The sequence below is a fragment of the Microbulbifer sp. Q7 genome, from assembly GCF_001639145.1.
Lineage (GTDB): Bacteria > Pseudomonadota > Gammaproteobacteria > Pseudomonadales > Cellvibrionaceae > Microbulbifer.
The window spans coordinates 1,061,856-1,083,494 of sequence record NZ_LROY01000001.1; the positions used below are offsets into that span (position 1 = coordinate 1,061,856).

Consider the following 21,639-nt stretch of genomic DNA (forward strand, 5'->3'; position numbering starts at 1 on the left):
GCTTTTTATGAAACTGTTTCTGATGAATATTCTGCTTGCGATCAGCTGGTGCGCACTCACCGCCGATGCTTCACTGGCGAATTTCGTGGCCGGGTTTGTGGTGGGCTATGCGGCCATGGCCATGTCGCCGGTGCGCAAAATCAGTCGCGGCTATTTTCGTCGCCTGCCACGTATACTCGGTCTGCTGGTGTTTTTTCTCAAAGAGCTGGTTGCCTCCGGTTTTCGTGCGACCAGAGAGGTTCTGTCGCCTGTGCGCAAAAGCCAGCCGCGGGTAATCCGAGTGGACACCGAGCTGCGAGAGCGCAACCACTTATTATTGTTGTCGCAGTTGATCTCACTCACGCCCGGTACGCTGGTGCTGGACGTGGACCCCGAGGAGGGCGTGCTGTATGTGCACGCGATGTTTGCCCGCAGTGAGCAGGCATTTCTGCAGGAGCTGCGCGGAGGCATGGAGCGGAGAGTGCGAGAGGTGTTCGACTGATGTTACAGGCGATAGTGGAGGGCAATTCACCACTGCTGGCGCTGGCGATCGATCTGGCTTCCTGGCTGCTGCTGCTGGCGCTGGGGCTGTGCTTTCTTCGCATTGCGCGCGGGCCGACATTGGCCGACCGGGTGGTGGCGCTCGATGTGTTGAATATTCTCGCCGTGGCCTATTGCGCATTGCTGGCGATCGCCTCCGGGCGCGACGTGTACCTGGATGCTGCAATCGCCCTGGCGCTGGTCGCCTTTCTGGTCACGGTGGCGTTCGGACACTTCGTGGAGCAGCGGCAGTTCGAGGCGGCTTCGTCCGAGAGTACCAAAAAGGGAGAATCCGGCGCGACGGAGAGGGAGCAGCGTGATGATTGAATGGCTACTGGCCCTGTTGATTGTGAGTGGGAGTTTTTTCGGATTTACCGCAGCGTTGGGGCTGGTGCGCATGCCGGACATTTACACGCGCATGAGCACCTCGGGCAAAGCGGCCACGCTCTGTTGCGGGTTGCTGTTGGCGGCAGTGGCGATTCAATTGCAGGACGCGAGGGTGACGGCGCGGGTTGTTGCGGCCATCCTCTTTCTGCTGCTGACGGTGCCCGTGGGGGCGCATATGATTGCCCGTGCGGCGTATCGCACCGGTTCCCCCATGTGGAAAGGGGATACCACTGGGCCATCGGAGTCAGCATCGCGCGAACAACAGTAACAGTAGCTGGCTATGACGCAGCGGCCGGTGCCAGCCACAGGTCTCGGTAGCGCCGGTCTTTGTCGTAAATACTGGCCTGGCGTTCGATATCGAAGCGGCGGTCCCGCGGGTCGTTGCCCACCCCGCTGTTGTACATCCAGTTGCCATAGTTACTGTGCACGTCGTAGTCCAGCAGCAGGCTTTCAAAGTAGGCGGCGCCAATGCGCCAGTCTTGTTGGCGTTCGCGGGCAAAATAGCTGGCCACATTCTGGCGGCCGCGGTTACTCATCCAGCCGGTTGCGGCGATTTCCCGCATGTTGGCATTGACGAAGTCGTATTGCGTGTCGCCATTGATCCAGCGCGCCAGCTCGTCCGGATCGTTCTGCCACGGGTAGTCTTTTTCCAAAATGCCGCCGAGCTGGAAAATCCGATCGCCATGCTTGAGGCTCACATACTTGAAGTAGTCCCGCCACATTAGTTCAAACACCAGCCAGTAAGTGTCTTCGTTGGCTTTCACGTCGCGTTCGAACTCTTTGATCTGCCAGTACAGCTGGCGCGCCGAGAGGCTGCCGTTGGCCAGCCAGGGTGACAGCTTGCTGCTGTAGTCACTGCCGACCAGTCCATCGCGGGTGTGTTTGTAGCGCGCCAGATTTTCCGTTTCCCAGAAATAATGTTGAATCCGTTGCTGGGCAGCGGCACCGCCACCGGAAAAAGGAAAAGCGCTGCGCGTGTCGGGAGTGAATTCGGAAAGCCCCAGCTGCTCAAATGTTGGCAGCGTCAGCGGGCAGTCCGCCTGTGTGGCCGGCTGCCAGTTCGGTGCGGGCATGGGCGAGGGGCGGGGCACCGGTGGGCGTACGCTCCATTGTTGTTCGCAGGCCTTACGGAAGGCGGTGAAAACCCCAGGCAGCTGTTGCGGGGAAAAGGGCAGGTCTTCCGGATGGAGCAGGAACTGCCCGTAGAATTCATGCGCTTTTACGGTGGTCATGCCAGCGGCTGTCATGACCGAGTCCCGTACCCGTTGCTCGTCGCGCGTCCATTCCTGTTGCAGATAAATATCACTGATGCCGAAGGTGTCGACCACCCCGGGGATTGCTACCTCAGGGTGCTCGTGCGCAATCAAGAGCGGGATATTGAGCGAGGCAAGTTGCCGCTGCAGGTCACTCAGGGTTTGCAGCAGGAATTGCGCGCGGAATTTTTCGGTGCGCCGAAAACCGTATTGGTCCCTGGCGAAATGGCGGGGGTCCAGGCAGTAGAGCCCCAGTACCTTGCCGCTATTCTGTTGCGCGCTCTGGCAGGCTTCGTACAGCCCCGGGTGATCACTGCTGCGCAAATCATTGCGGAACCAGACTAGGTTATTCATTCTCGCTGTGGTGAACCCCGAATGTGTGGAATGGCTGGTCTGAACAAATTAGCCCATGCGCGCAATATTTACAGTATCGCATGGCGCAGGGGGGAGAACGATTTGCATTTAAAATGCTGATTGGCTGGCATTTTCTTATTCTGAAACGGCCTAACCCGAGGATTTTGATGCCGTACACTGTTGAGAGTGATGTCGCCAATGACAATCGCGACGGCAAACATGAGGTATGCAAATGGCTGATAATCTTCTGGAAATGGCGGTGCGCCATTTGGGCCAATCGGGGCTCGATGCTTTGGGTAATGCGCTGGGCCTCGGGGACGGCAAAGCCGAGCCTGCGTTCACCACCGGGGCGGCCTCCGTGCTGGCGGGCATGCTGAACAAGGCGGGCAGTGAAAGCGGTCTCGGTACCTTGCTGAATATGGCCGTCAAAAGCACCGATATGGATCTGTCCTCTCCCGCCGATATCTTTTCCAGCGCAGACAAAATGACCAGTCTGCAGGAGGTGGGTGGCAATGTGCTGGACTCGGTATTCGGCACAAGCCACAACGCGGTCGGCGATGTCATTTCCTCGGCGCTGGGCCTGGACCGTACCAAAAGTGGTTCCCTCATTCGGATTGCAGCGCCCATTGTCATGTCGATGGTGGGCAAACTGGTGAAAAGCAAAGGCCTGAATATGGAAGGCCTGGCGGCGTTGCTGCTGGGGCAGAAAACCCATATTCGCGATCAGTTGCCGCCGGGCCTGCTGAAAGAGCTGGGCGCCGATAACCTGGATGAACTGGCAGAGCGCGCCGTGGTGGAAACCTCACCGCGCCAGGCGGCGCATGCCGCGCACAACACACCACCGGCGAGAAAAAGCGGCTTTGGTAAATGGCTGTGGCCGCTGCTGATTGCACTGGGGGTTCTGTGGGCGCTGAATATGTGCGCCAAGAAAGAAAAAGTGGACGATGGCACCGGCGGTGTGATGCAGCAGGATGAGGTGATTGTGGAGGAAACGCCCACGGATCCCACACTGAACGGCGGCACCACCACGGTACCGGATGCGCCCGTCACCACCGAAAATTTTGAGCAGTCGTTCCGTGCGTATTTGAGCGATGCCAACCGCGATCCGCGCCGCGAGTTCCTGCTGAACATTGAATTCCCGACCGATGGCAGCATGCCCAACAGTGCGTCAGCTCCAGATGTGCAGGCGCTGATCAACATCATGCAGGAAAATCCTGGGCTCAAGATCACTATCGAGGGTTATACCGATAGCGATGGCGATGCCGCTGCGAATCAGACCCTGTCGGAAGCGCGCGCCAAAGGGGTGCGAGCCCTGCTGGTTAACTCCGGTATCGATGAGGAGCGCGTGAAGGCCGTGGGTATGGGGTCGGCGAATCCGGTGGCCGACAACAATACCGAGGAAGGAAAGCAGATGAATCGCCGAATTCTGGTGAAGGTGGATTCGTTTACCGAGTGATCGATTCAACCAAGGTACTGGCGCTTTGACGCCACACATAAAAAAACCGCGGTTCGCCGCGGTTTTTTTATGTGTCCGGTTCAGTCGCGATGCTTTTCGCGGTAGGCGCCGGGTGCGAGCCCCGTCCATTTTTTGAAGGCGCGGTTGAAGGCGCTGGGTTCGGAAAAACCGAGCCGCTCGGCAATGTCGGCCACCGGGGTTTCCTGTTGCTTGAGCTGGTACATGGCCATGTCGCGGCGCACAGAGTCTTTGATGTCTTGCCAGCTGTTGCCCTCGTCCTTGAGGCGGCGACGCAGCGTCTGCGGGGAGGTGAACAAGCGTTCGGCCACATCGTCCAGTGCCAGGTTCTCGATGCCGTTGTCACCCTGCAGCATGCGGCGGATGCGGCCGGTGTAGCTGTTGTCGGACTTGTACTGGGTCAGCAGGCATTCCGGTGCACGGGCCAGAAACTCGCTCAACTGCTGGGCGTCACGGGTGAGCGGCATGCTCAGGTAGCGCGTGCTGAACACCAGGCAGGTTTCCGGCTGGTGAAAGTAGTGCCGGCAGGGAAACATGTCGTTGTAGTCTTCGTCGTAATCTGGCGGTGGGAAGGCCAGGTGCACCCGTTCCAGCAGAATAGTGCGGTCGATCATCCAGCTGAAAAAGCGCAGCCAGATCACCGCCATGGACTCGACGAAGTTCTGGTTGGGAAGCTGTTTGTGGTTTTCATGGTGGAAGATCAGCTGGGCTTCTTCACCGTTCTCCACCAGCTTGATATGCAGATCGTCGCTGACCATGGCCACAAAACGGCTCGAGCGCAGTAACGCGCGGCGCAACGTGGGGCAGGTGATGGTGGCGTGGCCCATCATGGCAAAGGTGCCCGGTAGCCACGGGCGCGCCAGGTAGCCGCCGGATTCATCGCCGAGCTGATCCCACAGCAGGCGCAGCAGGTGTGCAAGCTGCTCGCGGCCGATACGCGCGTCGGCCTCTGAGGCACTGGCGAGGTCGATGCCGGCATCGCGCAGCAGCTGGTCGCAGTCAATGCCGGCGGCGCTGGCGCCAGCGAGATGGGCAAAGACGGCCGCCGCCAGAATGCCCGGTGCCCTGTACTCGATTGCTGGCTGATCCGTGTTCGGAACGAGGGTTTCGGTTTCCACAGTCACGCTTCCGCTGTCGGTGAGAAGTAATCCAGGTTTATTGGTCTCTGTGAGGCCCACTGCAATGCAGTATTCAGCGGGCACGCGGAGCGGATTATGCAAGATTATGCAAAAAGGTGCATAACAAAGTCCCGGGTCGCGCCGGAGGACTTACCTGGCCGCACAGGATTTTGGGGGCTCGATGTGCTACAAATGGGGTATCCGCACCCCACCAACGGCGAGAAGGAAAGCGCAATGTCTGCTCACGAGGTCGACCTCAACCCCACTATTTGTCGGCGCCTGCTGATCACGTATTTGATTGAGCGACTGTCGCGCCCGAACAATCCCGCGCTGGAGGAGGCGACGGGCTGGCCGCGCCGGACTATTCAGGATGTGATTGCCAAGGGGCTACCGGGGCACGGTACCCGGGTGGAATTTGTGCAGCAGGGGGTGCGCAATAACGACGGTTACTATGCGCTGAAAGACTGGGGATCCATTGATCGCAACTGGGTGTGTGCCCATCTTGCAGATATCGTGCGGGTGCTTGATGTGGCGCCGGAGCAAATTCCGGCGCCGGAGTAACCAGAGTTGGCGATTACTGCTGCTTGGCGGCTTGCTGCAGGATGACATTGACCTTCTGCAGCAGGGCCGGGTCATTGCGCAGTTGCGTGGCAATGCCCTGGTACTCTTCCTTGCTCAGGCCGGCGCTCTGTACCGCGGCCACCATTTTCGACTGGGCTTCCACATTAATCGCTTCTGCGGCAGCGGCGTCGGCGGCGGCCTTGATTTTGGGCGCGTATTCCTGGCTCAGGGTAACGATGGAGCGATAGGCATCGGCAAATTTCTGCAGTTGGGCATCACTAACGGCGGTTTCGGCGAAGGCACTGGAAACGGCGAGAGCCAGAGCAAGTGCGGCGGAATAGATGGCGGTCGGCTTCATGAAGCACCTCTCGTTATCGATGAAAACGCTTCTGTGCGGATTTGCACGCCCAGCGTTGGATGAGGGCTACAGGGCCTTGATCTGGGATCCGTTTTTAAGAGTACATCGCGGTGGCAAAGCGCTGTCTGCAAAGGGTAGTTGTTATTCACGGAGGCTTGTGTGATTCGCCGCCAGATGAGTCCGGCGGCAGTGGGTTTGTGCGCTGATGCCGCGGCCTGCTCAGAACAGGCCGAGAAATTTTTTACGCTTCTTGAGGGAAGCTTCGCAACTATTCAGCTGTCGTTGGTAGGTGCTCGCCCGCGCGGATACCTTGTGAGCCACTTTCTGTAGCCATTTTTTGTTGCGGTAGGTGCGGCGGTTAAAGCCACCCTGTCCTTCGTGGTAGGCGAGGTACAGGTGGTAGGTGTCATTGGGCTTGATGCGACACTGGCGCTGGCTGGTGTTGTGATACCAGCCGACAAAGTCGATCGCGTCCTCGAAATCGTCGCGGTCACCGCGATAGTTGCCGGTGGAGCGCTGATAACTTTTCCAGGTGGTGCCGAGGGCCTGTGGGTAACCGTAGGCATCTGACGGGCGCGGGCCGGGAATGATCCACAGGATCTTGGTGCGCGGCGGTTTTGCATCGTGTACGAAGCGGGATTCCTGGTGCAGGGTCGCCATCATGGTGGCGATCGGGGTGTTCCACTTGCGCGCAGACTGGGCCGCGTCGTGATACCAGCCATCTTTCTCGCGAAAAATCTCGCAGATATTGTCGGTATTGCTCGGCGGGGTGGTGGCGCAACCTGCCGCCAGTAGCGGCAGGGCAAGCAGCGCCAGTTTTCCTTTCTTATTCTTGTGAATCATCAGCTCTCAAATTATTGCTTAAATCTTGGACTTGACCGTCTTTACACCCTCGGCTGTCCCCAGCAGCAGTACGTCGGCGGGGCGCGCGGCAAACAGGCCGTTGGTCACTACGCCGGTAATGTTGTTGATGGCGTCTTCCAGCTCCAGGGGCTTGGCGATCTGCATATTGTGCACGTCGAGGATGACATTGCCATTGTCGGTGGTCACGCCCTCGCGATAGACCGGGTCGCCGCCGAGCTTGACGATTTCGCGGGCCACATAGGAGCGCGCCATAGGGATCACTTCCACCGGCAGGGGGAAATTGCCCAGCACCGGCACCCACTTGCTATCGTCAGCAATACAGACAAACTCTTCCGAACAGGCGGCGACGATCTTTTCCCGGGTCAGCGCCGCGCCGCCGCCCTTGATCAGCTGCAGCAGGGGGTTGGTTTCATCGGCGCCATCCACGTACACCCGAATGCCGTCCACCGCGTTCAGGTCGTACACTGGAATGCCATGGGACTTCAGGCGTTCGGCCGAGGCTTCCGAGCTGGCGACGGTACCGTCAAACAGGCCCTTTTTTTCCGCCAGAAAGTCGATGAAGTAATTGGCGGTGGAGCCGGTACCGACACCCACAATGGTATCGGCGTCCAGCATGGGGGTGATGTATTCCACTGCGGCGCGGGCGACGTCCTGCTTGAGTTGATCCTGGTTCGTGGGCTCTGTCATGGGGAGAAGCGTCCTTGTGCAATATTTGCGATAAAAATGCCCGATTGCGAATATTTTCTCGCGCAAAACAGGCTTTGATGTGGCTTTGCTGCTGCATAGCGATTAGACTGGCGGGCTCCCTAACATCCACCGGCTGCCGATTTCTGTCATGCCCAAGTCCTATATCAAGCGCATTTTAGACGCGCGCATTTACGATGTCGCCATCGAAACCCCGCTGGAGCCCATGCGCCAGCTGTCGCACCGTGTTGGCAACCGTATTCTGCTGAAGCGGGAAGACCTGCAACCGGTGTTCTCCTTCAAGATTCGCGGCGCCTACAACAAACTCCTGCAGCTGGCCCCCGAGCAGCGCGCCAAGGGCGTGATTGCGGCGTCTGCGGGTAATCATGCCCAGGGGCTGGCGCTGGGCGCGCAGCAGCTGGGGGTGCGTGCCACCATCGTGATGCCGTCGACGACCCCGGCGATCAAGGTCAATGCCGTGCGTATGCGCGGTGCGGAAGTCGTGTTGCACGGGGACACCTTCGACGAGGCGGCGGCGCTAGCGAGACAGCTGGTGGAGGAGCGCGACCTGGTATTTATCCACCCGTACGATGACCCCGATGTCATCGCCGGCCAGGGCACGGTGGCGATGGAGCTGCTGCGCCAGCATCCGGGCCACCTGGACGCTGTTTTTATCCCCGTGGGTGGTGGTGGCCTCGCCGCCGGCATGGCCGCCTACATCAAGTATGTGCGTCCGGAAATCAAGGTCTACGCGGTGGAGCCGGAAGACGCCGCGTGTCTGAAACTGGCGATGGCCCAGGGCAACCGCGAGGGGCGCCTGCCCCAGGTGGGGCTATTTGCCGATGGCGTCGCCGTGGCGCAGATCGGCGAGGAAACCTACCGCGTGCTGCGCGAGACCATCGATGGCGTCATCACGGTGACCACCGATGAAATCTGTGCGGCTATCAAGGATATTTTCGAAGATACCCGCTCCATAGCCGAGCCCGCCGGCGCCGTGGGGCTCGCCGGGCTGAAGAAGTACGCGGACCAGAGTGGCGTGCAGAACCAGGCGCTGGCGACGGTCTGCAGCGGGGCCAATACCAATTTTGACCGCCTGCGCTATATCAGCGAGCGCACCGAGATCGGCGAGAAGCGCGAGGCGGTACTGGCAGTCACCATCCCCGAAAAACCGGGCAGTTACCTGCAGTTTTGCCGCGACCTGGGCGACCGCTCCATCACAGAGTTTAATTACCGCTACGCCAACAGCGGCGCAGCGCATATCTTCGTGGGGATGCAGGTATCCACCGATGCCGACCGCCAGCAGCTGGTGAGCCAGCTCCAGCAGCGCGGCTACGAGGTGACGGACCTGACCGACAACGAAATGGCCAAACTGCATATTCGCCATCTTGTGGGCGGGCGTGCGCCCGGCATTGAGGACGAGGTGGTATACCGCTTTGAATTTCCCGAGCGCCCCGGCGCCCTGCGCAAGTTTCTCGAGCAGCTGGCGGGCCGCTGGAACATCACCCTGTTCCACTATCGCAACCACGGCGCCGCCTATGGGCGGGTACTGGTGGGACTGGAGGTGGCCGCAGACGAGCGCGCGGCACTCAGGGCTTTGCTGGACCAGTTGCACTATCCCTTCTGGGAGGAAACCGAAAATCCTGCCTACCGTTTCTTCCTGTCGCAGGCCCGGGAAACGGAAGAAAACTGAGTAAAAGTGGGCGAATGGCGCCGAAATCGTGCTTTGGTCCGCATTTTTTGCGACGAGTAGATCACCGCGCTCGACCTGTCGAACTTGCAATTCTAAAAATGTGAGCGTTTTCTCAAAAAAAAGACCTTGACGGGTTACTATTTGGGCACTAATCGCGTATCTTTTGATCGGTGATTGGCCCGGAGAGGCCCGCTGAAAGGAGCAGATTGGCGGCAAATGCCCCGTTTGTAGTCTGAACTTTTTGGCTGGTTGGGGTCCAAATCGCCACTGGCGGCGAAGATCGCCAGGTAATAACGAAAGAGTTCGCAAACAAAAAGAATTCAAATCTTACAGGATGGTCCCCATGAAACCCGATGCATTGACACTCGCAGTAGTTGTCTTTGTTGCGGGCGTACTGCTGAGCAGTTCCGGTCTGACCGAGGTGTTCTCTTCCGACGAAGAAGAAGCCCCGGCAGCCCTGCAGCAGGGAGTGGTCACTCGCTGACCCTTACGCCCGTCGCTGGCTGATGCCAAAGCAAAAAAGCCGAACCCTGCTCGCAGCGGTTCGGCTTTTTTGTGTCTGCAGGGTTTGTGTCTGCACGATTCGGGGCCGGTTAGAGGGTGCGGTAAACCCTCTGGTCGGTGGCCACCAGCTTCAGGGGGATGTCCCAGGGCTCTACCGGCAGGTGGTCGACACACTGTAGCTGGTGGGCAACCCCCACCAAAGCCGGCCCGCTGCCCGGGCGCAGCTGTTTGAACGCAAAAGTGCGGTCGTAGTAACCGGCCCCCATGCCTAGCCGTGCACCGCTGGGATCGAAGGCAACCAGGGGGAGTAGCACCAGGTCCAGCCGGTCTGCGCGGATGGCGCTGGAGCGGCCCAAGACGGGCTCGGGAATGCCATAGCGATTGCGGTAGCGCGGGGTTGTGCCGGGCCAGTGTAAAAACAACATGGCGGTACGCGCCGCGCGAGGCAACGCCGGCAGGTAAAAACGCTTGTGCGGAAAGCGCTCCAGTAGTGGGCGCGGATCAATCTCGCCGTCCATCGGCCAGTAAAGGCCGATGTGGCGCGCTCGTTTCACCTCCGGGCACAGCGCCAGCCGCGCGCATAGCTTGCGACTGGCCAGGCGTTGCCGGTGTGCACTCAGTGCCCGGCGGGCGGCGCGGATTTGTCGGCGCAGCTGCTGTTTGGAGGGTTTTGTGCCAGATAATGTCGCGTTGGATGGGGTGGCGGAATCGGACATTGCCATCGTGTTTTCTGCGCCCGGATTGCCAGGGTCACGGCGGACCACAGCGGGAAGGGAAATTGGGGCCCCGAAGGTGCGGCTGATGACATAGCCTTGAACCGTAAGGCTCAAGGTGGGGGCTCCCGGAATGCATAAGGCTTTCCGCTACAAGGCGGACTTGCACACCAACATCCGCTGGGATCCTCCAGGGTAGAATTATCGGCTCAGGACATAGTCAACTGGCCAACACTTCAGGGCAAGAAAGAGTATACCCCTTGTGGGCAGACTTGGCTAAACGGACTTTCCCGGCAAAAGGTGCATTTTTGCGATAGTCAAGTGAGGCCGGAATTGCCGCGGGGCATGCGGTTTTTTGCGGAGTACGGGGAAACGTTGGGGGCGGGCGAAGCGGCCTGCACAGCGGCAGGCCGAGTGACGGGCTTAGATGGTGTCGAACTTTTCCAGCGCGGCCTGTACTTTTTCATGCAACCGGTCGAGCATCTGTTCTTCCACCGGTTGCCGGGCCAGGTCTGCCTTGGCCTGAATGAGTTCGTGGGCAATATTGAGCGCCGCCATGACCGCAATACGCTCGGCGCCGATTACCGTGCCACTGTTGCGAATTTTCGCCATGCGCTCGTTGAGCAGTTTTGCAGACGCCTGCAGGCCGGGCTGCTCTTCTTCCGAGCAGGCAACACGATACTCCTTGTCGAGAATCGTTACCGCAACCGTCGCTGAATTGTGCGCTTTACTGCTCATCCGTTATCTTGGCCCAGGCCCTTGAGCCGGTTGATCATTGTTTCAACCCGGCTGCGAGCCACTTCATTGTTTTTAATCAGCCGTTGGCGCTCTTGCTGCCACTGGCCCGCCTGCTCGCGCAGCGCGCGATTGTCTGCAGCCAGCTGCTGGCACTGTTGCAACAGTGTATCCAGCTTGAGTTCTAACGCCTGTATTTTATCCATAATTCCTGCGTGTTCCGTGGTCCCCCCATGTCAGCGAACCGTCTGCCACCTGCGCGAGGCGGGGGATTCCGCTACTATATTGCCGGTGTATGGGAGGGTCAATTGTCCTCAGGGTCTATGTGCCATTTATATGGGGCGTGAGTAGTCAATATTTCGCCAGTTTGGTGATTTATTCGCACATCCTCGCCGCGCGCTCCCATTGTCCGTATTGGCAGCCAGATTTCCCGGTCGCCGTTCAAATTTACAGCAGATTGCGGATGCATTTCGGTGAGAGTGATTGCGCATTCTCCGCCGCGATTCGCAGAGGTCTTCAGGAGTATTTATGTCCGCAGCGCAGGTTTCGTTTGACGATCTCGCTAATCAGATAGTCGCCGCTGGCGGTAAAATCGGACCGAGCGAACTGCACGGCTTTATTTGCGGTCTGCTCGCCGCCGGTGCGCGCCCCGACAAGGGCCGCTGGAAAAATGAAACGGCGGAGTTTCTCGACCTGGAAGCGCTGCCCGCAGATCTGGCACGCGACAGCCTGAAACTCGTCGAGCAGAGCCTGCAAGACCTGTCTGACAAGAATTTTGCATTCCAGCCCCTGCTCAGCACCGGTGAAGAGCTGGCCGAGCGCGGTCAAACACTGTGCCTCTGGTGTGAAGGGTTTTTACACGGCTTTGGTGTCGGTAAATACACCGGCGAACTGCCGGCGACGTCCAGTGAGGCGCTGAAGGATTTTGCCGAGATTGCCCAGCTGGACGCGACCTCACTTGAAAATGGCCCGGAACAGGAGCGGGAATTTTTTGAGGTGCAGGAATATGTGCGCATGGCGGCACTGAATATCTTTGTGGAATGCAACCCACCGTCTGCCGAGAGCGATCCTGGCCAGAGTGGCGATAAACCTGCGGGCCCCACGTTGCATTGAGTTTGGAACCTGGCGTTTTCCCCATGAATATTTCCAAAGCTGAGTACGCCCGCCGCCGGCAGCGTCTTGTCGAAGGGCTGGAGTCAAACAGTCTGGCGATTGTGCCAGCGGCCCGTGAGCAGCTGCGCTCGCGCGATACGTTTTTTCCCTTTCGTCAGGACAGCGATTTTTCCTATCTCACCGGGTTCAACGAGCCGGAGTCCCTGCTGGTGCTGATTCCCGGACGCGCGCAGGGGGAAACGCTGCTGTTTTGTCGGGAGCGGGATGCAGAAAAAGAAATGTGGGACGGTCCGCGCCTGGGACCGGAGCGCGCCGCCGAGTTTTGCGGCCTGTGCGATGCCTTCCCTATCGGAGACCTGGACGACATTTTGCCCGGCCTGCTGGAAGGCCGGGATCTGATTTACTACACCATGGGGCGCTTTCCCCAGCTCGATCGTCGCCTGCAGGGTTATCTGCAGGCTCTGGAGCGTGCGCCGGGCGCGGTATCGGCGCCGGAGATGGTGAGCCTGGATCCGCAGTTGCACGATTTGCGGCTGTTCAAGAGTGCTGCGGAAATTCGCCTGATGGCAAAGGCGGCGGAGATCAGTGCGGAAGGCCACCGCCATGCCATGCAGCGTTGCCAGCCGGGCATGTACGAGTACCAGCTGGAAGCGGAACTGTTACACGCCTTTGCGTCCGGTGGCGCACGTGAGCCTGCTTACCCGAGCATTGTGGGCGGCGGGCGCAACGCGCTGGTGATGCATTACATCGCCAACAGTGCGCCGCTGCGCAACGGCGATCTGGTGCTGATTGATGCGGGCTGTGAATACCGCGGCTATGCGGCGGATATTACCCGTACATTTCCCGTCAACGGCCGCTTCAGTGGTCCGCAAAAAGCGGTGTATGAAATTGTGCTGGCCAGCCAGCAGGCGGCGATCGAAAAAATTGTTGCCGGCAACGACTGGGATCATCCGCATCTCGCCAGTGTGGAAGTGATCGTCCGCGGGCTGAAAGATCTCGGTTTGCTGAAAGGCGATGTTCACGGGCTGATCGAATCCGGTGCCTATCGCCGTTTTTACATGCACCGTGTCGGTCACTGGTTGGGAATGGATGTGCACGATGTGGGGGACTACAAGGTGCACGGCCAGTGGCGTCAACTGGAACCGGGCATGACCATGACGGTGGAGCCGGGTATTTATATTGCGGCCGACGAGAGCGACGTCCCGGAGAAATTTCGCGGCATCGGGATTCGCATTGAAGACGATGTGGCCCTGTTAAAAGACGGAACCCAGATTCTTTCCGCGGCGGCACCGAAAGCCATTGCGGATATCGAGTACCTGATGCGCGCCGGCGATCTGGTACAGGAGGCTTTATTATGACGCAGCACACCGCAGCCGCCACGGCAGATACTGATGTGGTCATTGTTGGCGGTGGTATGGCCGGCGCCAGTCTGGCGCTGCTGCTTGCCCATCACTGCCCTGGGCTGAACATTTCACTGCTGGAGCGCCACCCGCTACCCGACGACACCGCCGCCTTGAATCTGCCGAGTTTCGATACCCGGGCCACCGCCATTGCTGCCGGTAGCCTGCAGATTTTTGACGAGCTGGGTGTGTGGTCGGCGCTGCGCGAATACGCAGCGCCGATTACCCGGGTGCAGGTTTCCGATCGCGGCCACAGCATGAGTGCGAGCCTGAACGCTGCGCGTGAGTCCGCCGCCAGCTATGCGGGCATGCTTGGCGCGGTGGTTGAGAATGCGGCACTTGGTCCGCTGCTGTATCGCGCGCTGGAAAATACCGGCGTCAGGGTGTTGTCCCCGGCGGAGGTTGCGGATGTGACCATGACCGCTGCAGGTGCGCAGTTGTCCTGGCGCCCGGTTGGTGATGAAACCGCTGCCGCGCAATCTTTACAGGCGCGCCTGCTGGTGGTGGCGGACGGCGTCGACTCGCCGCTGTGTCGGCGGCTGGGCATTGCCACCGAGGAAGTGGACTACCACCAGCATGCACTGGTGACCACGGTTGGCCTGCAGCAGGATCACGGCGGTGTGGCGTTTGAGCGCTTTACCGAGCGGGGCCCCATGGCATTGTTACCGCTGCCGAAGCGCGATGGCGAGCATCGGGCGGCGCTGGTGTGGACCTGTGAGGAAGAAGACTGGGAGCGGGTTGCCGGGCTTTCCGAGAAGGACTTTCTGAGCCACCTGCAACAGACCTTCGGCTGGCGTGCCGGACGTTTCGTGCGCGCCGGGCAGGTGCAGGGCTACCCGCTAAAACTATCCCTGGCGCGCGAGCAGGTGCGCCGCGGGGTGGCGCTGGTGGGCAACTGCGCGCACTTTCTGCATCCGGTGGCTGGCCAGGGTTTCAATCTGACCCTGCGCGACTGCGACGCCCTGGCCCGCGTCATCGGCCGCGCAATGGCGGAGCCGGCGGCGGATTTCCGGCAATCTGGCCCGGGCGAGCTAAACTTACTTGAGGCTTATTGGCGCGAACGTCAACATGACCAGCAGTTGACCATCGGTTTCAGTGACCGCATCCCGCCACTTTTCGCCTCCCGCAGTCTGTTGCTTGGGGGGCTGCGCCAGGCGGGACTGCTGGGCCTGGCGCTGGCGCCTGCCTTGCGTGCCGGTTTTGCCCGTCAGGCTGCTGGACTTGCGCTCTAACCACACTATAACGGTGGATCTTGCAATGGCGGACAAGGGCCTGTCCGCGCTCTCGAATTTTTCATTCCCGGAGAACAACGGCCTATGAACAGACAGCGAATGGACGTGACCATCGTCGGTGGTGGCATGGTGGGGATGGCACAGGCGGCTTTGCTGGCAGTGCGACACCCACAGATGCGTATTTCGCTGCTGGAGGCATCGAACACGGATCCGCAAGTTCGGGAAGATAGCTACGATGCCCGCGTGGTGGCGCTTACCGAAGCGTCGCGCCAGCTGCTGGAAGAAGTGGGCGCCTGGCAACTGTTCGCCGGCAAGCGCGAATGCCCGTACACCCAGATGCGGGTGTGGGACGCGGAAGGCACCGGCTCCGTGTGGTTTGATTGCCGCGATGTGAAATTACCCAACCTTGGGCACATCGTGGAAAACAGTGTGATTCTCGCCGCCCTGCGCGAGCGCATCGCAGAGTTAAGCAATATCGATCTGGTGACCGGTTTCAAGCTGGAGAGCTGGTGGCGGGATTGTGGTTTGTGGCATCTGCAGGCGCGGAGCCCGGATCGGGACGCGGTCGAGGGGTTGGACAACCAGTCCCCGGTACTGACTACCCGTCTGTTAATTGGTGCCGATGGCGCACGCTCGCGGGTGCGCGATCTGCTGCGTATTCGCACCCGGGATGTGGAGTACCAGCAGACCGCGCTGGTGTGTGTGGCGCGCTGTGAGCGATCCCATCAGTCCACCGCCTGGCAGCGCTTTCTGGACACTGGCCCACTGGCGTTTCTGCCGCTCGCCGGGCTGGGGGATGATCGCCACTGCGCGGTGGTCTGGTCCGCGGACGACAGCCTGGCACGCGAGCTGGTGATGCTCGATGACAAGGCGTTTGCACTCAACCTGGAAAAAGCATTTGAAAGCCGCCTCGGCGCTGTTGAGTGGGTCAGTGAACGCTTTTCGTTCGCGTTGCGCGCGCGTCATGCGGAATCGTATTTTGGCCCCGGTGCCGTATTGATCGGCGATGCGGCTCACAATATTCATCCGCTCGCGGGACAAGGGGTGAACCTTGGATTAATGGATGTGCTGGTGCTGAGTGAGGAAATCGACCGTGCACTGAAGCGGGATATTTCTCCGGCGCATGCCTCCGTACTGACCCGTTATCAGCGCCGTCGCCGCGGCGAAAATGCAGCGACACTCAAGGCCATGAGCACGTTCAAATCCCTGTTTGGCGCCGGTGATCTGCACTGGCGCTGGTTGCGTAATACCGGGCTGAGCATGGTAGACGCGAGCCCGCTGCTCAAAAAACGCATCATCATGCGCGCCATGTCGGTGTAAGGCGCTTGCAGCGTTGCACAGGAAATGAAAAAACGCGGCACACACGCCGCGTTTTTTGTGCCCGCTGCTACTGCGCCGGAATCCGCTGGGGAAATTTGATAGAGTCCCGCCATCGCATCGTTTTATTCGAGTAGGCCCCGATTTGAGTCATTGGATCACCATTTGTGAATTTCCCCTGAGCAAAGACCTGTCAGCGGTGGCGGACTTTATCCGGCGCCACCAGCTGCCACTGCGTATCAGTGAGGAAAACAATCGCCAGTGTGTGGCGAGCCTGGCTCCACAACTGGTGGAGCCCATGGGACAGTTGCTGGCGCGCTGGCAGGCGGGAGAAGTCGATCTCGCACAGATCCAGGTGCACACCTACGATGAGGCGGCCCCCGCGGGGGAGTCGGCTGCGGGCGAGGATGCACAGGGCGCGGGAGAGGCCGCCGGGGAAGCGCCGGCATCCAATACGCAGGGCGAGGCGCCCGTGTCGGTGATACCGCAGTGGTCGCTGCGCCAGACACCCGTCAGCTTGATGTTGATCGCGTTGTGTTTTATCGGCTGGTTTATGTTGCGTCAGGGTTGGGCGGAGCCGCTGGTCATTTTCCCACAGGGGGCCGGTGATTTTGGTGCGGCGCAATCGTCCCTTGCCTGGCATTTGTCGCGGGGGGAATTCTGGCGCTTGTGGACCCCGGCCATCGTGCATTTTTCCCTGCCGCACGCGCTGTTTAACGCACTCGGCGTGTGGATTGTGGGGCGTTCGCTGGAGGCCCGTGCCGGTAGCGGGTGGTTTGCATTGCTGGTTTTACTGAGCGCGCCGGTTTCCAACCTGGCCCAGTACTACTGGGCGCCGCAGAATCTGTTCGGCGGCATGTCCGGGGTGGTGTACGCCCTGATCGGCGCAGCGTTTGTTATTCAGCGCTGGCAGCCGCGCTGGCGGGATGTGCCGCCGTCACTACTGTGGATAGCAGTGGTATGGCTGCTGGTGTGCATGGTAGGTATCGTCGATTACTTTATTCCCGGCGGTATCGCCAATGCCGCGCATATCGGCGGCTTTGCTGCGGGCCTGCTGCTCGCCCTTGTGTTTTGCATGGGCGGTGGTGCACGCCGCTATTTCTCCGCTACGGATGCGCGTCGTGACAGCGACGCAGCCAATACTCGACAAGAATTCTGATCGACCATGCTGCTACTGATTACTTACGTACTGATTGCCCTCGGGTTCTCCTTTCTCTGCTCGATTGCCGAGGCGGTTATTCTCAGCGTCACGCGCCCCTATGTGAGCCTGCTGGAGCGGGAGGGACACCGGTCCGGTCGTGTATTGCGCAGGCTGAAAGAAGATATCAATGCGCCGCTGGCGGCGATCCTCACACTGAACACCGTCGCCCATACCGTGGGTGCCGCCGGTGCCGGCGCGCAGGCGGCCGCGGTGTTTGGCAATCAATATCTGGGCATTGCCTCGGCGGTACTCACCCTGCTGATTCTGGTGTTTTCTGAAATCATTCCGAAGACGTTGGGCGCGGTGTACTGGCGGCAGTTGGCGCCGGCCACCGCGTATGTGCTGCGCTACCTGGTGATCGTGCTGAAGCCGTTTGTATGGCTCTCCGAGCGTTTGACACGCGGGCTCGCCCACGGGCCCACCCTGACAGGGTTCAGCCGCGAAGAGTTTGCCGTGATGGCGCAAATCGGCGAGGCGGAAGGTCAGCTGGAGCGGCACGAGTCCAGTATTCTGCACAACCTGTTTTTTACCTTGCGCGATCATACGGTGCGCGAGGTGATGACCCCGCGCACTGTGGTCTTTTCCCTGTCTCAGGATATGACCGTGGCGGATGCCTATGAGCAGGTGGAGAAAAGCCGCTTCTCGCGCATCCCGGTGTACGAACAGGACGACCCGGACCTGGTGGTGGGCTTTGTGCTGAAGCAAGACCTGTTGCAGGCCTACGCCCGCGGTGACAGCGAGGACACCCTGCGCAGCCTGCGCCGGGATCTGCTGATGCTGCCGGAAACCGCTGCTATCTATCAGGTATTTCACAAAATGCTCGCCAGGCGCGTGCAGATTACCGCGGTGGTAGACGAGTACGGCAGCCTCGAAGGCCTGGTGACCCTCGAGGATATTCTGGAAACCCTGCTGGGCGAGGAGATCGTCGACGAAGCGGACAAAACCCCGGATCGTCAGGCACTGGCGAAACGCCTGTGGCGCTGGCGCTCGAAGCGCTACGGCTTGCTGGTGGACGAGATGGCGCAACGGGAGCAGGAGGGCGAGGACCCCGAGGATCTGTTGCGCGAAGAAATCCGGCGGCAGCTGGATGAAGATGCGGCGTCACCGACCTCGGATGCGGAGGCCGACAGCACGAATAAAAATGCCAGGGGGCGTGACGAAAACTAATACCGGCATCGACTTGCCGCCCCGGTGTTTGCACGGCCCGCCGCCTAGCGCGCCGGGTCGATGGTCTCTCCCAGGCTATTGTTCACACGGAACCAGCCGGTAACGCTGTAGCGCGGCCGGTGGCTGGTGAGCACTTCGTGGGGAAACTCCTCGGAAAGGAAAATCACCATCTGCCCAAAACGCGGTGCGACTTTTTCGATGACCGTATCGCTGTCTGGCGCATAGATCTGTAGCTCACCACCGTCTTTGGGCTGCCAGTTGGGGGTGAGGTACAGCACGGTACTCACGATCCGGTTGGTGTCGCCCTTGAATGCGTCCACGTGCTTTTTGTAGTAGCTGCCGCGGTTGTATCGGGCGTAGTGGCACTCGTAATCAAACAATCCCAGGAACAGCCGGCGGTTCAAACCCAGCCGCAGGGTTTCCGCCCAGCTCAGGTAGGCGGCAACCGCCAGGTTGCTTCGGTCCAGCCAGAAAATTTCATCGGTGCGCACAAACTGGTTGAGCTGGTGCTCCTGCTCTCGGCCGATGCCTGCAGCCTGGAAACGCGCGCGGTCGATGGAGCGGAAATGCCGCAGCAGTGATCCCAGTAATGCCGGCGGCAATGGCGCGGGCAGTACGATGTAACCGGTCTCCCGCAGTGCGCTGGCAATCTGGTCGAGGGGGTCGTGGTCGTCGGGGCCGCGTTGCCAAATGTTGTCCACGGGGGATTCCGCGGCGGGTGCCGCAGAGTAAAGCGCTGTATTCAATCCGGTTGATTCCGATTGTGCTGTGCGGGGAGCTGGCCGGGCCGGCGGGTGCTGGCAAGGACGTGGCCATTGGGCACAGGGGTTGATCAGGGCGGCTTTTATACCGCCGCTTGCCCCGAGGCGCCAGCAAATAATTGCCGCAGCAGGCGCGTGGATAACCGGCTAGGTGAGGTCCCAGCCGGTCAGCAGAACCGCAATCGTCACTGCGCCAATCAGCAGGTTCATGGGAATGCCCACTTTCAGGTAATCGGAGAACACGTAACCACCGGGGCCGTACACCATCAGGTTGGTCTGGTAGCCCAGTGGGGTGGCGAAACTCGCCGAGGCCGCCATCATCACCGCGAACATAAACGGCTCCGGGTTGAGGCCCGCGGCGGCGGTAATCTGCAGCACGATGGGCACCATGATAATCGCCGCCGCATTGTTGGTGACCATTTCGGTGAGCAGCGAGACACACAGGTAAACCAGGATCAGCATCAGCCAGGGGTGGCCGTAAGACAGGGAGATTACGCCTTCGGCCAATACCGCGGCCACCCCGGTTTTCTGCAGGGCAACCCCCAGGGCAAAGGACGCGGCGATGGTGATCAGTACCGGCAGGTCGAGGCTTTTTTGTGCCTGGGCCACCGAACAGCAGCGGGTGACGAGCATGGCGCCGGCTCCGATCAGGGCGGCATTCAGCATACTGATCAGGCCGCTGCCCGCGCCGAGCACCATGGCGATGAGTATCAGCCAGGCGGTGACCCCTTTTTCGTGCCGCGGGCTCTCCGCCTCCAGGTCGTTAATCAGCAGGAAATCTTTACTGTAGCGCTGGCGCAATACAAACCCCGGGCGGGCCTCCAGCAGCAGGGAGTCGCCGGCTTTCAGCTTGATGCTGCCGAGGTTACCCGCTACCCGCTGTCCTTCCCGGGCCACCGCCAGTACCGCGGCACCATAGCGTTTGCGAAATTCGGCTTCGCGGATACTTTTGCCGATTACCTCGCAGTGCGGGGACACCACCGCTTCCACCAGCCGGCGTTCCTCCACCCCGGCAGGTTGCGCGTCCTGTTCATCGTGGTGATCCGACGGCACAATGCCGCGCACCCGCAGCAGGTCGGAGATGGCCTCTGTGTCACCGGCGAACACCAGCCGATCGCCGCCGCGCAGGACTTCTTCCGAGCGCACCGGGGTAATGATCTGGCCGGCGCGGTCGATTTCCACCAGATACACCCGGCGCAATCCGCGCAGGCCGGCGTCTTCCACCGTCTTGCCGACCAGCGGCCCGCTGCTGTCGATGGCCACCTCAAGGGTGAATTCCCGCAGGTTGCCGAAGGGTTTCTTTTCGCGTCTGTCCGGTAGCCAGCGGGGGAAGAACACCAGCATGAACACGATACCCACCAGCGCGGCGGGTAGCCCCACGGCGGCGATGGAAAACAGGGAAAAGCCCTCGTTGCCGGTAATGGCCTGGTACTGACCGTTAACCACCAGATTGGTGCTGGTACCAATCAGGGTGAGAGTGCCGCCCAAGATAGCGCCGTAACTGAGGGGGATCATCAGTTTGGAAGGGGCGACATCAATCCGCTTGGCCCAGGCGTTGAGGGCGGGGATCATGGTGGCGACCACCGGGGTGTTGTTGAGGTAGCCAGACAGCGCCACCACCGGGGCGAATACCCGCAACATGGCTGTGCGTACCGTACCGGGGCGCCCCAGCAGGTGTTTCACCATCATGTCGATACCGCCAGACGCGTGGATGCCGGCGGCTACCACGAACATGGCCGCCACAGTGATCAGCCCGCTGTTGCTGAAACCGGACAGGGCTTCTGTGGGCGAGAGTATGCCGGTGACACTCAATAGCGTGAGTGCCGCCATCATCACCAGATAGGCCTGAATACGCGTCGCGATCAGTGTGGCCAGTACGGCGAAAACGAGAAATAGGGAAAACCAGCCAGACCAATCCATAGCAGCATGTGTTTATTGTGGGGCAGTAGACGGCTAAAACTACTGCAAAGCCTTTGGCACAAAAAGTTATTTTTTCGCATATTGATAGAACCCTGCCGATAGCGCTGCCCTGCTTCAGTCCCTTTGGTGCGTGAAGACTGCTTCATAAGCGCCAGCAGATAATATTTTTCACTACTGCTGCTAGGCTTTGCAGAGTATCGGCATCTGGTAACGGCCGTTGCGCCGCCGGTAGAATACGCGGCTTTCCCGGCAAGGCGCCTGACAAGGCCCAGGCGATACGCTGCAGGTGGTTCGCGCCTTCAAAGGGATAGAAA

At 60.2% G+C, this 21,639-nt stretch carries 23 protein-coding genes and 1 other RNA gene; 13 read left to right on the top strand and 11 right to left on the bottom strand.

All coding sequences use genetic code 11. The features are described 5' to 3' along the window. Positions 1 to 7 precede the first annotated feature (7 nt). The 3 genes from AU182_RS04240 to mnhG are packed head-to-tail and all read left to right on the top strand — an operon-like array spanning position 8 to position 1,174. Complete coding sequence (locus tag AU182_RS04240; protein ID WP_066961058.1) at positions 8 to 481, top strand: Na+/H+ antiporter subunit E; 474 nt, start codon at positions 8 to 10, stop codon at positions 479 to 481. Continuing rightward, complete coding sequence (locus AU182_RS04245) at positions 481 to 846, top strand: cation:proton antiporter (RefSeq protein ID WP_227718115.1); 366 nt, start codon at positions 481 to 483, stop codon at positions 844 to 846. The genes AU182_RS04240 and AU182_RS04245 overlap by 1 nt, the downstream gene beginning before the upstream one ends. Continuing rightward, positions 839 to 1,174, top strand: a complete 336-nt coding sequence (gene mnhG / locus AU182_RS04250; RefSeq protein ID WP_066961062.1) for a monovalent cation/H(+) antiporter subunit G — start codon at positions 839 to 841, stop codon at positions 1,172 to 1,174. Before AU182_RS04245 ends, mnhG begins: the two co-directional genes overlap by 8 nt. A 10-nt stretch (positions 1,175 to 1,184) precedes the next feature. Here the strand turns inward: mnhG and AU182_RS04255 are convergent, their stop codons facing one another. Continuing rightward, entirely contained in the window at positions 1,185 to 2,513 is a 1,329-nt protein-coding gene (locus AU182_RS04255) for a DASH family cryptochrome (protein WP_066961065.1), read from the bottom strand. A gap of 232 nt (positions 2,514 to 2,745) precedes the next feature. On the opposite strand from AU182_RS04255, the gene AU182_RS04260 reads away from it, so the two are divergent. Then, complete coding sequence (locus AU182_RS04260) at positions 2,746 to 3,969, top strand: OmpA family protein (RefSeq protein ID WP_066961066.1); 1,224 nt, start codon at positions 2,746 to 2,748, stop codon at positions 3,967 to 3,969. A gap of 80 nt (positions 3,970 to 4,049) precedes the next feature. On the opposite strand, the gene AU182_RS04265 is transcribed toward AU182_RS04260, so the two are convergent. Continuing rightward, on the bottom strand, positions 4,050 to 5,105 hold the full coding sequence (locus AU182_RS04265) for an AraC family transcriptional regulator (protein ID WP_227718116.1): 1,056 nt from the start codon (positions 5,103 to 5,105) through the stop codon (positions 4,050 to 4,052). A gap of 234 nt (positions 5,106 to 5,339) precedes the next feature. Here AU182_RS04265 and AU182_RS04270 point away from each other — a divergent pair, with 234 nt between their 5' ends. Beyond that, on the top strand, positions 5,340 to 5,666 hold the full coding sequence (locus AU182_RS04270) for a helix-turn-helix domain-containing protein (RefSeq protein WP_066962137.1): 327 nt from the start codon (positions 5,340 to 5,342) through the stop codon (positions 5,664 to 5,666). A 13-nt stretch (positions 5,667 to 5,679) separates the two neighbouring features. Here AU182_RS04270 and AU182_RS04275 read toward each other — a convergent pair whose 3' ends face one another. The 3 genes from AU182_RS04275 to rpiA all read right to left on the bottom strand — a co-directional run bounded on the left by AU182_RS04275 (position 5,680) and on the right by rpiA (position 7,575). Further along, positions 5,680 to 6,024 carry a DUF4168 domain-containing protein gene (locus AU182_RS04275; RefSeq protein ID WP_066961069.1) on the bottom strand — a complete coding sequence of 115 codons (345 nt, stop codon included), beginning with the start codon at positions 6,022 to 6,024 and terminating at the stop codon, positions 5,680 to 5,682. A 219-nt stretch (positions 6,025 to 6,243) separates the two neighbouring features. Next, complete coding sequence (locus tag AU182_RS04280) at positions 6,244 to 6,867, bottom strand: transglycosylase SLT domain-containing protein (protein WP_066961072.1); 624 nt, start codon at positions 6,865 to 6,867, stop codon at positions 6,244 to 6,246. A gap of 18 nt (positions 6,868 to 6,885) precedes the next feature. Further along, complete coding sequence (gene rpiA / locus AU182_RS04285; RefSeq protein WP_066961075.1) at positions 6,886 to 7,575, bottom strand: ribose-5-phosphate isomerase RpiA; 690 nt, start codon at positions 7,573 to 7,575, stop codon at positions 6,886 to 6,888. 148 nt (positions 7,576 to 7,723) lie between these two features. On the opposite strand from rpiA, the gene ilvA reads away from it, so the two are divergent. Together ilvA and AU182_RS16630 are read left to right on the top strand one after the other, a co-directional pair. Further along, positions 7,724 to 9,262: a threonine ammonia-lyase, biosynthetic gene (gene ilvA / locus AU182_RS04290; RefSeq protein ID WP_066961078.1), complete on the top strand. Its 1,539-nt coding sequence runs from the start codon at positions 7,724 to 7,726 to the stop codon at positions 9,260 to 9,262. Positions 9,263 to 9,605: 343 nt separating this feature from the next. Next, complete coding sequence (locus tag AU182_RS16630; RefSeq protein WP_162276141.1) at positions 9,606 to 9,746, top strand: hypothetical protein; 141 nt, start codon at positions 9,606 to 9,608, stop codon at positions 9,744 to 9,746. Between the two features lie 109 nt (positions 9,747 to 9,855). Here the strand turns inward: AU182_RS16630 and AU182_RS04295 are convergent, their stop codons facing one another. From AU182_RS04295 to AU182_RS04310, 4 genes are all read right to left on the bottom strand, one after another. Continuing rightward, entirely contained in the window at positions 9,856 to 10,488 is a 633-nt protein-coding gene (locus AU182_RS04295; protein ID WP_066961081.1) for a 5-formyltetrahydrofolate cyclo-ligase, read from the bottom strand. 57 nt (positions 10,489 to 10,545) lie between these two features. Next, positions 10,546 to 10,725, bottom strand: a non-coding RNA gene (gene ssrS, locus AU182_RS04300) — 6S RNA. 177 nt (positions 10,726 to 10,902) lie between these two features. Next, the gene (locus AU182_RS04305; protein WP_066961085.1) at positions 10,903 to 11,217 is read right to left on the bottom strand and encodes a cell division protein ZapA; all 315 of its coding nucleotides are present in this window, start codon (positions 11,215 to 11,217) and stop codon (positions 10,903 to 10,905) included. Next, positions 11,214 to 11,420 (bottom strand): TIGR02449 family protein, encoded by a 207-nt coding sequence (locus AU182_RS04310; protein ID WP_066961088.1) that lies wholly within the window; start codon positions 11,418 to 11,420, stop codon positions 11,214 to 11,216. The genes AU182_RS04305 and AU182_RS04310 overlap by 4 nt, the downstream gene beginning before the upstream one ends. Before the next feature lie 322 nt (positions 11,421 to 11,742). On the opposite strand from AU182_RS04310, the gene AU182_RS04315 reads away from it, so the two are divergent. The 6 genes from AU182_RS04315 to AU182_RS04340 all read left to right on the top strand — a co-directional run bounded on the left by AU182_RS04315 (position 11,743) and on the right by AU182_RS04340 (position 18,644). Then, on the top strand, positions 11,743 to 12,327 hold the full coding sequence (locus tag AU182_RS04315) for a UPF0149 family protein (protein WP_066961091.1): 585 nt from the start codon (positions 11,743 to 11,745) through the stop codon (positions 12,325 to 12,327). Between the two features lie 23 nt (positions 12,328 to 12,350). Further along, positions 12,351 to 13,685 carry a Xaa-Pro aminopeptidase gene (gene pepP, locus AU182_RS04320; protein WP_066961095.1) on the top strand — a complete coding sequence of 445 codons (1,335 nt, stop codon included), beginning with the start codon at positions 12,351 to 12,353 and terminating at the stop codon, positions 13,683 to 13,685. Further along, complete coding sequence (gene ubiH / locus AU182_RS04325; RefSeq protein WP_066961098.1) at positions 13,682 to 14,959, top strand: 2-octaprenyl-6-methoxyphenyl hydroxylase; 1,278 nt, start codon at positions 13,682 to 13,684, stop codon at positions 14,957 to 14,959. The genes pepP and ubiH overlap by 4 nt, the downstream gene beginning before the upstream one ends. A gap of 84 nt (positions 14,960 to 15,043) precedes the next feature. Beyond that, a complete protein-coding gene (locus AU182_RS04330; RefSeq protein ID WP_066961101.1) occupies positions 15,044 to 16,279 on the top strand; it encodes a UbiH/UbiF/VisC/COQ6 family ubiquinone biosynthesis hydroxylase in 1,236 nt (411 codons plus the stop codon). A 142-nt stretch (positions 16,280 to 16,421) separates the two neighbouring features. Further along, the gene (locus tag AU182_RS04335; protein WP_066961104.1) at positions 16,422 to 17,435 is read left to right on the top strand and encodes a rhomboid family intramembrane serine protease; all 1,014 of its coding nucleotides are present in this window, start codon (positions 16,422 to 16,424) and stop codon (positions 17,433 to 17,435) included. Positions 17,436 to 17,441: 6 nt separating this feature from the next. Further along, the gene (locus AU182_RS04340; protein ID WP_082859203.1) at positions 17,442 to 18,644 is read left to right on the top strand and encodes a hemolysin family protein; all 1,203 of its coding nucleotides are present in this window, start codon (positions 17,442 to 17,444) and stop codon (positions 18,642 to 18,644) included. 44 nt (positions 18,645 to 18,688) lie between these two features. Here the strand turns inward: AU182_RS04340 and AU182_RS04345 are convergent, their stop codons facing one another. Next, positions 18,689 to 19,345, bottom strand: a complete 657-nt coding sequence (locus tag AU182_RS04345) for a 2OG-Fe(II) oxygenase (RefSeq protein ID WP_153039107.1) — start codon at positions 19,343 to 19,345, stop codon at positions 18,689 to 18,691. A 207-nt stretch (positions 19,346 to 19,552) separates the two neighbouring features. After that, positions 19,553 to 21,325, bottom strand: coding sequence for an SLC13 family permease (locus AU182_RS04350; protein WP_066961106.1), 1,773 nt, complete (start codon positions 21,323 to 21,325; stop codon positions 19,553 to 19,555). Positions 21,326 to 21,639 lie beyond the last annotated feature (314 nt).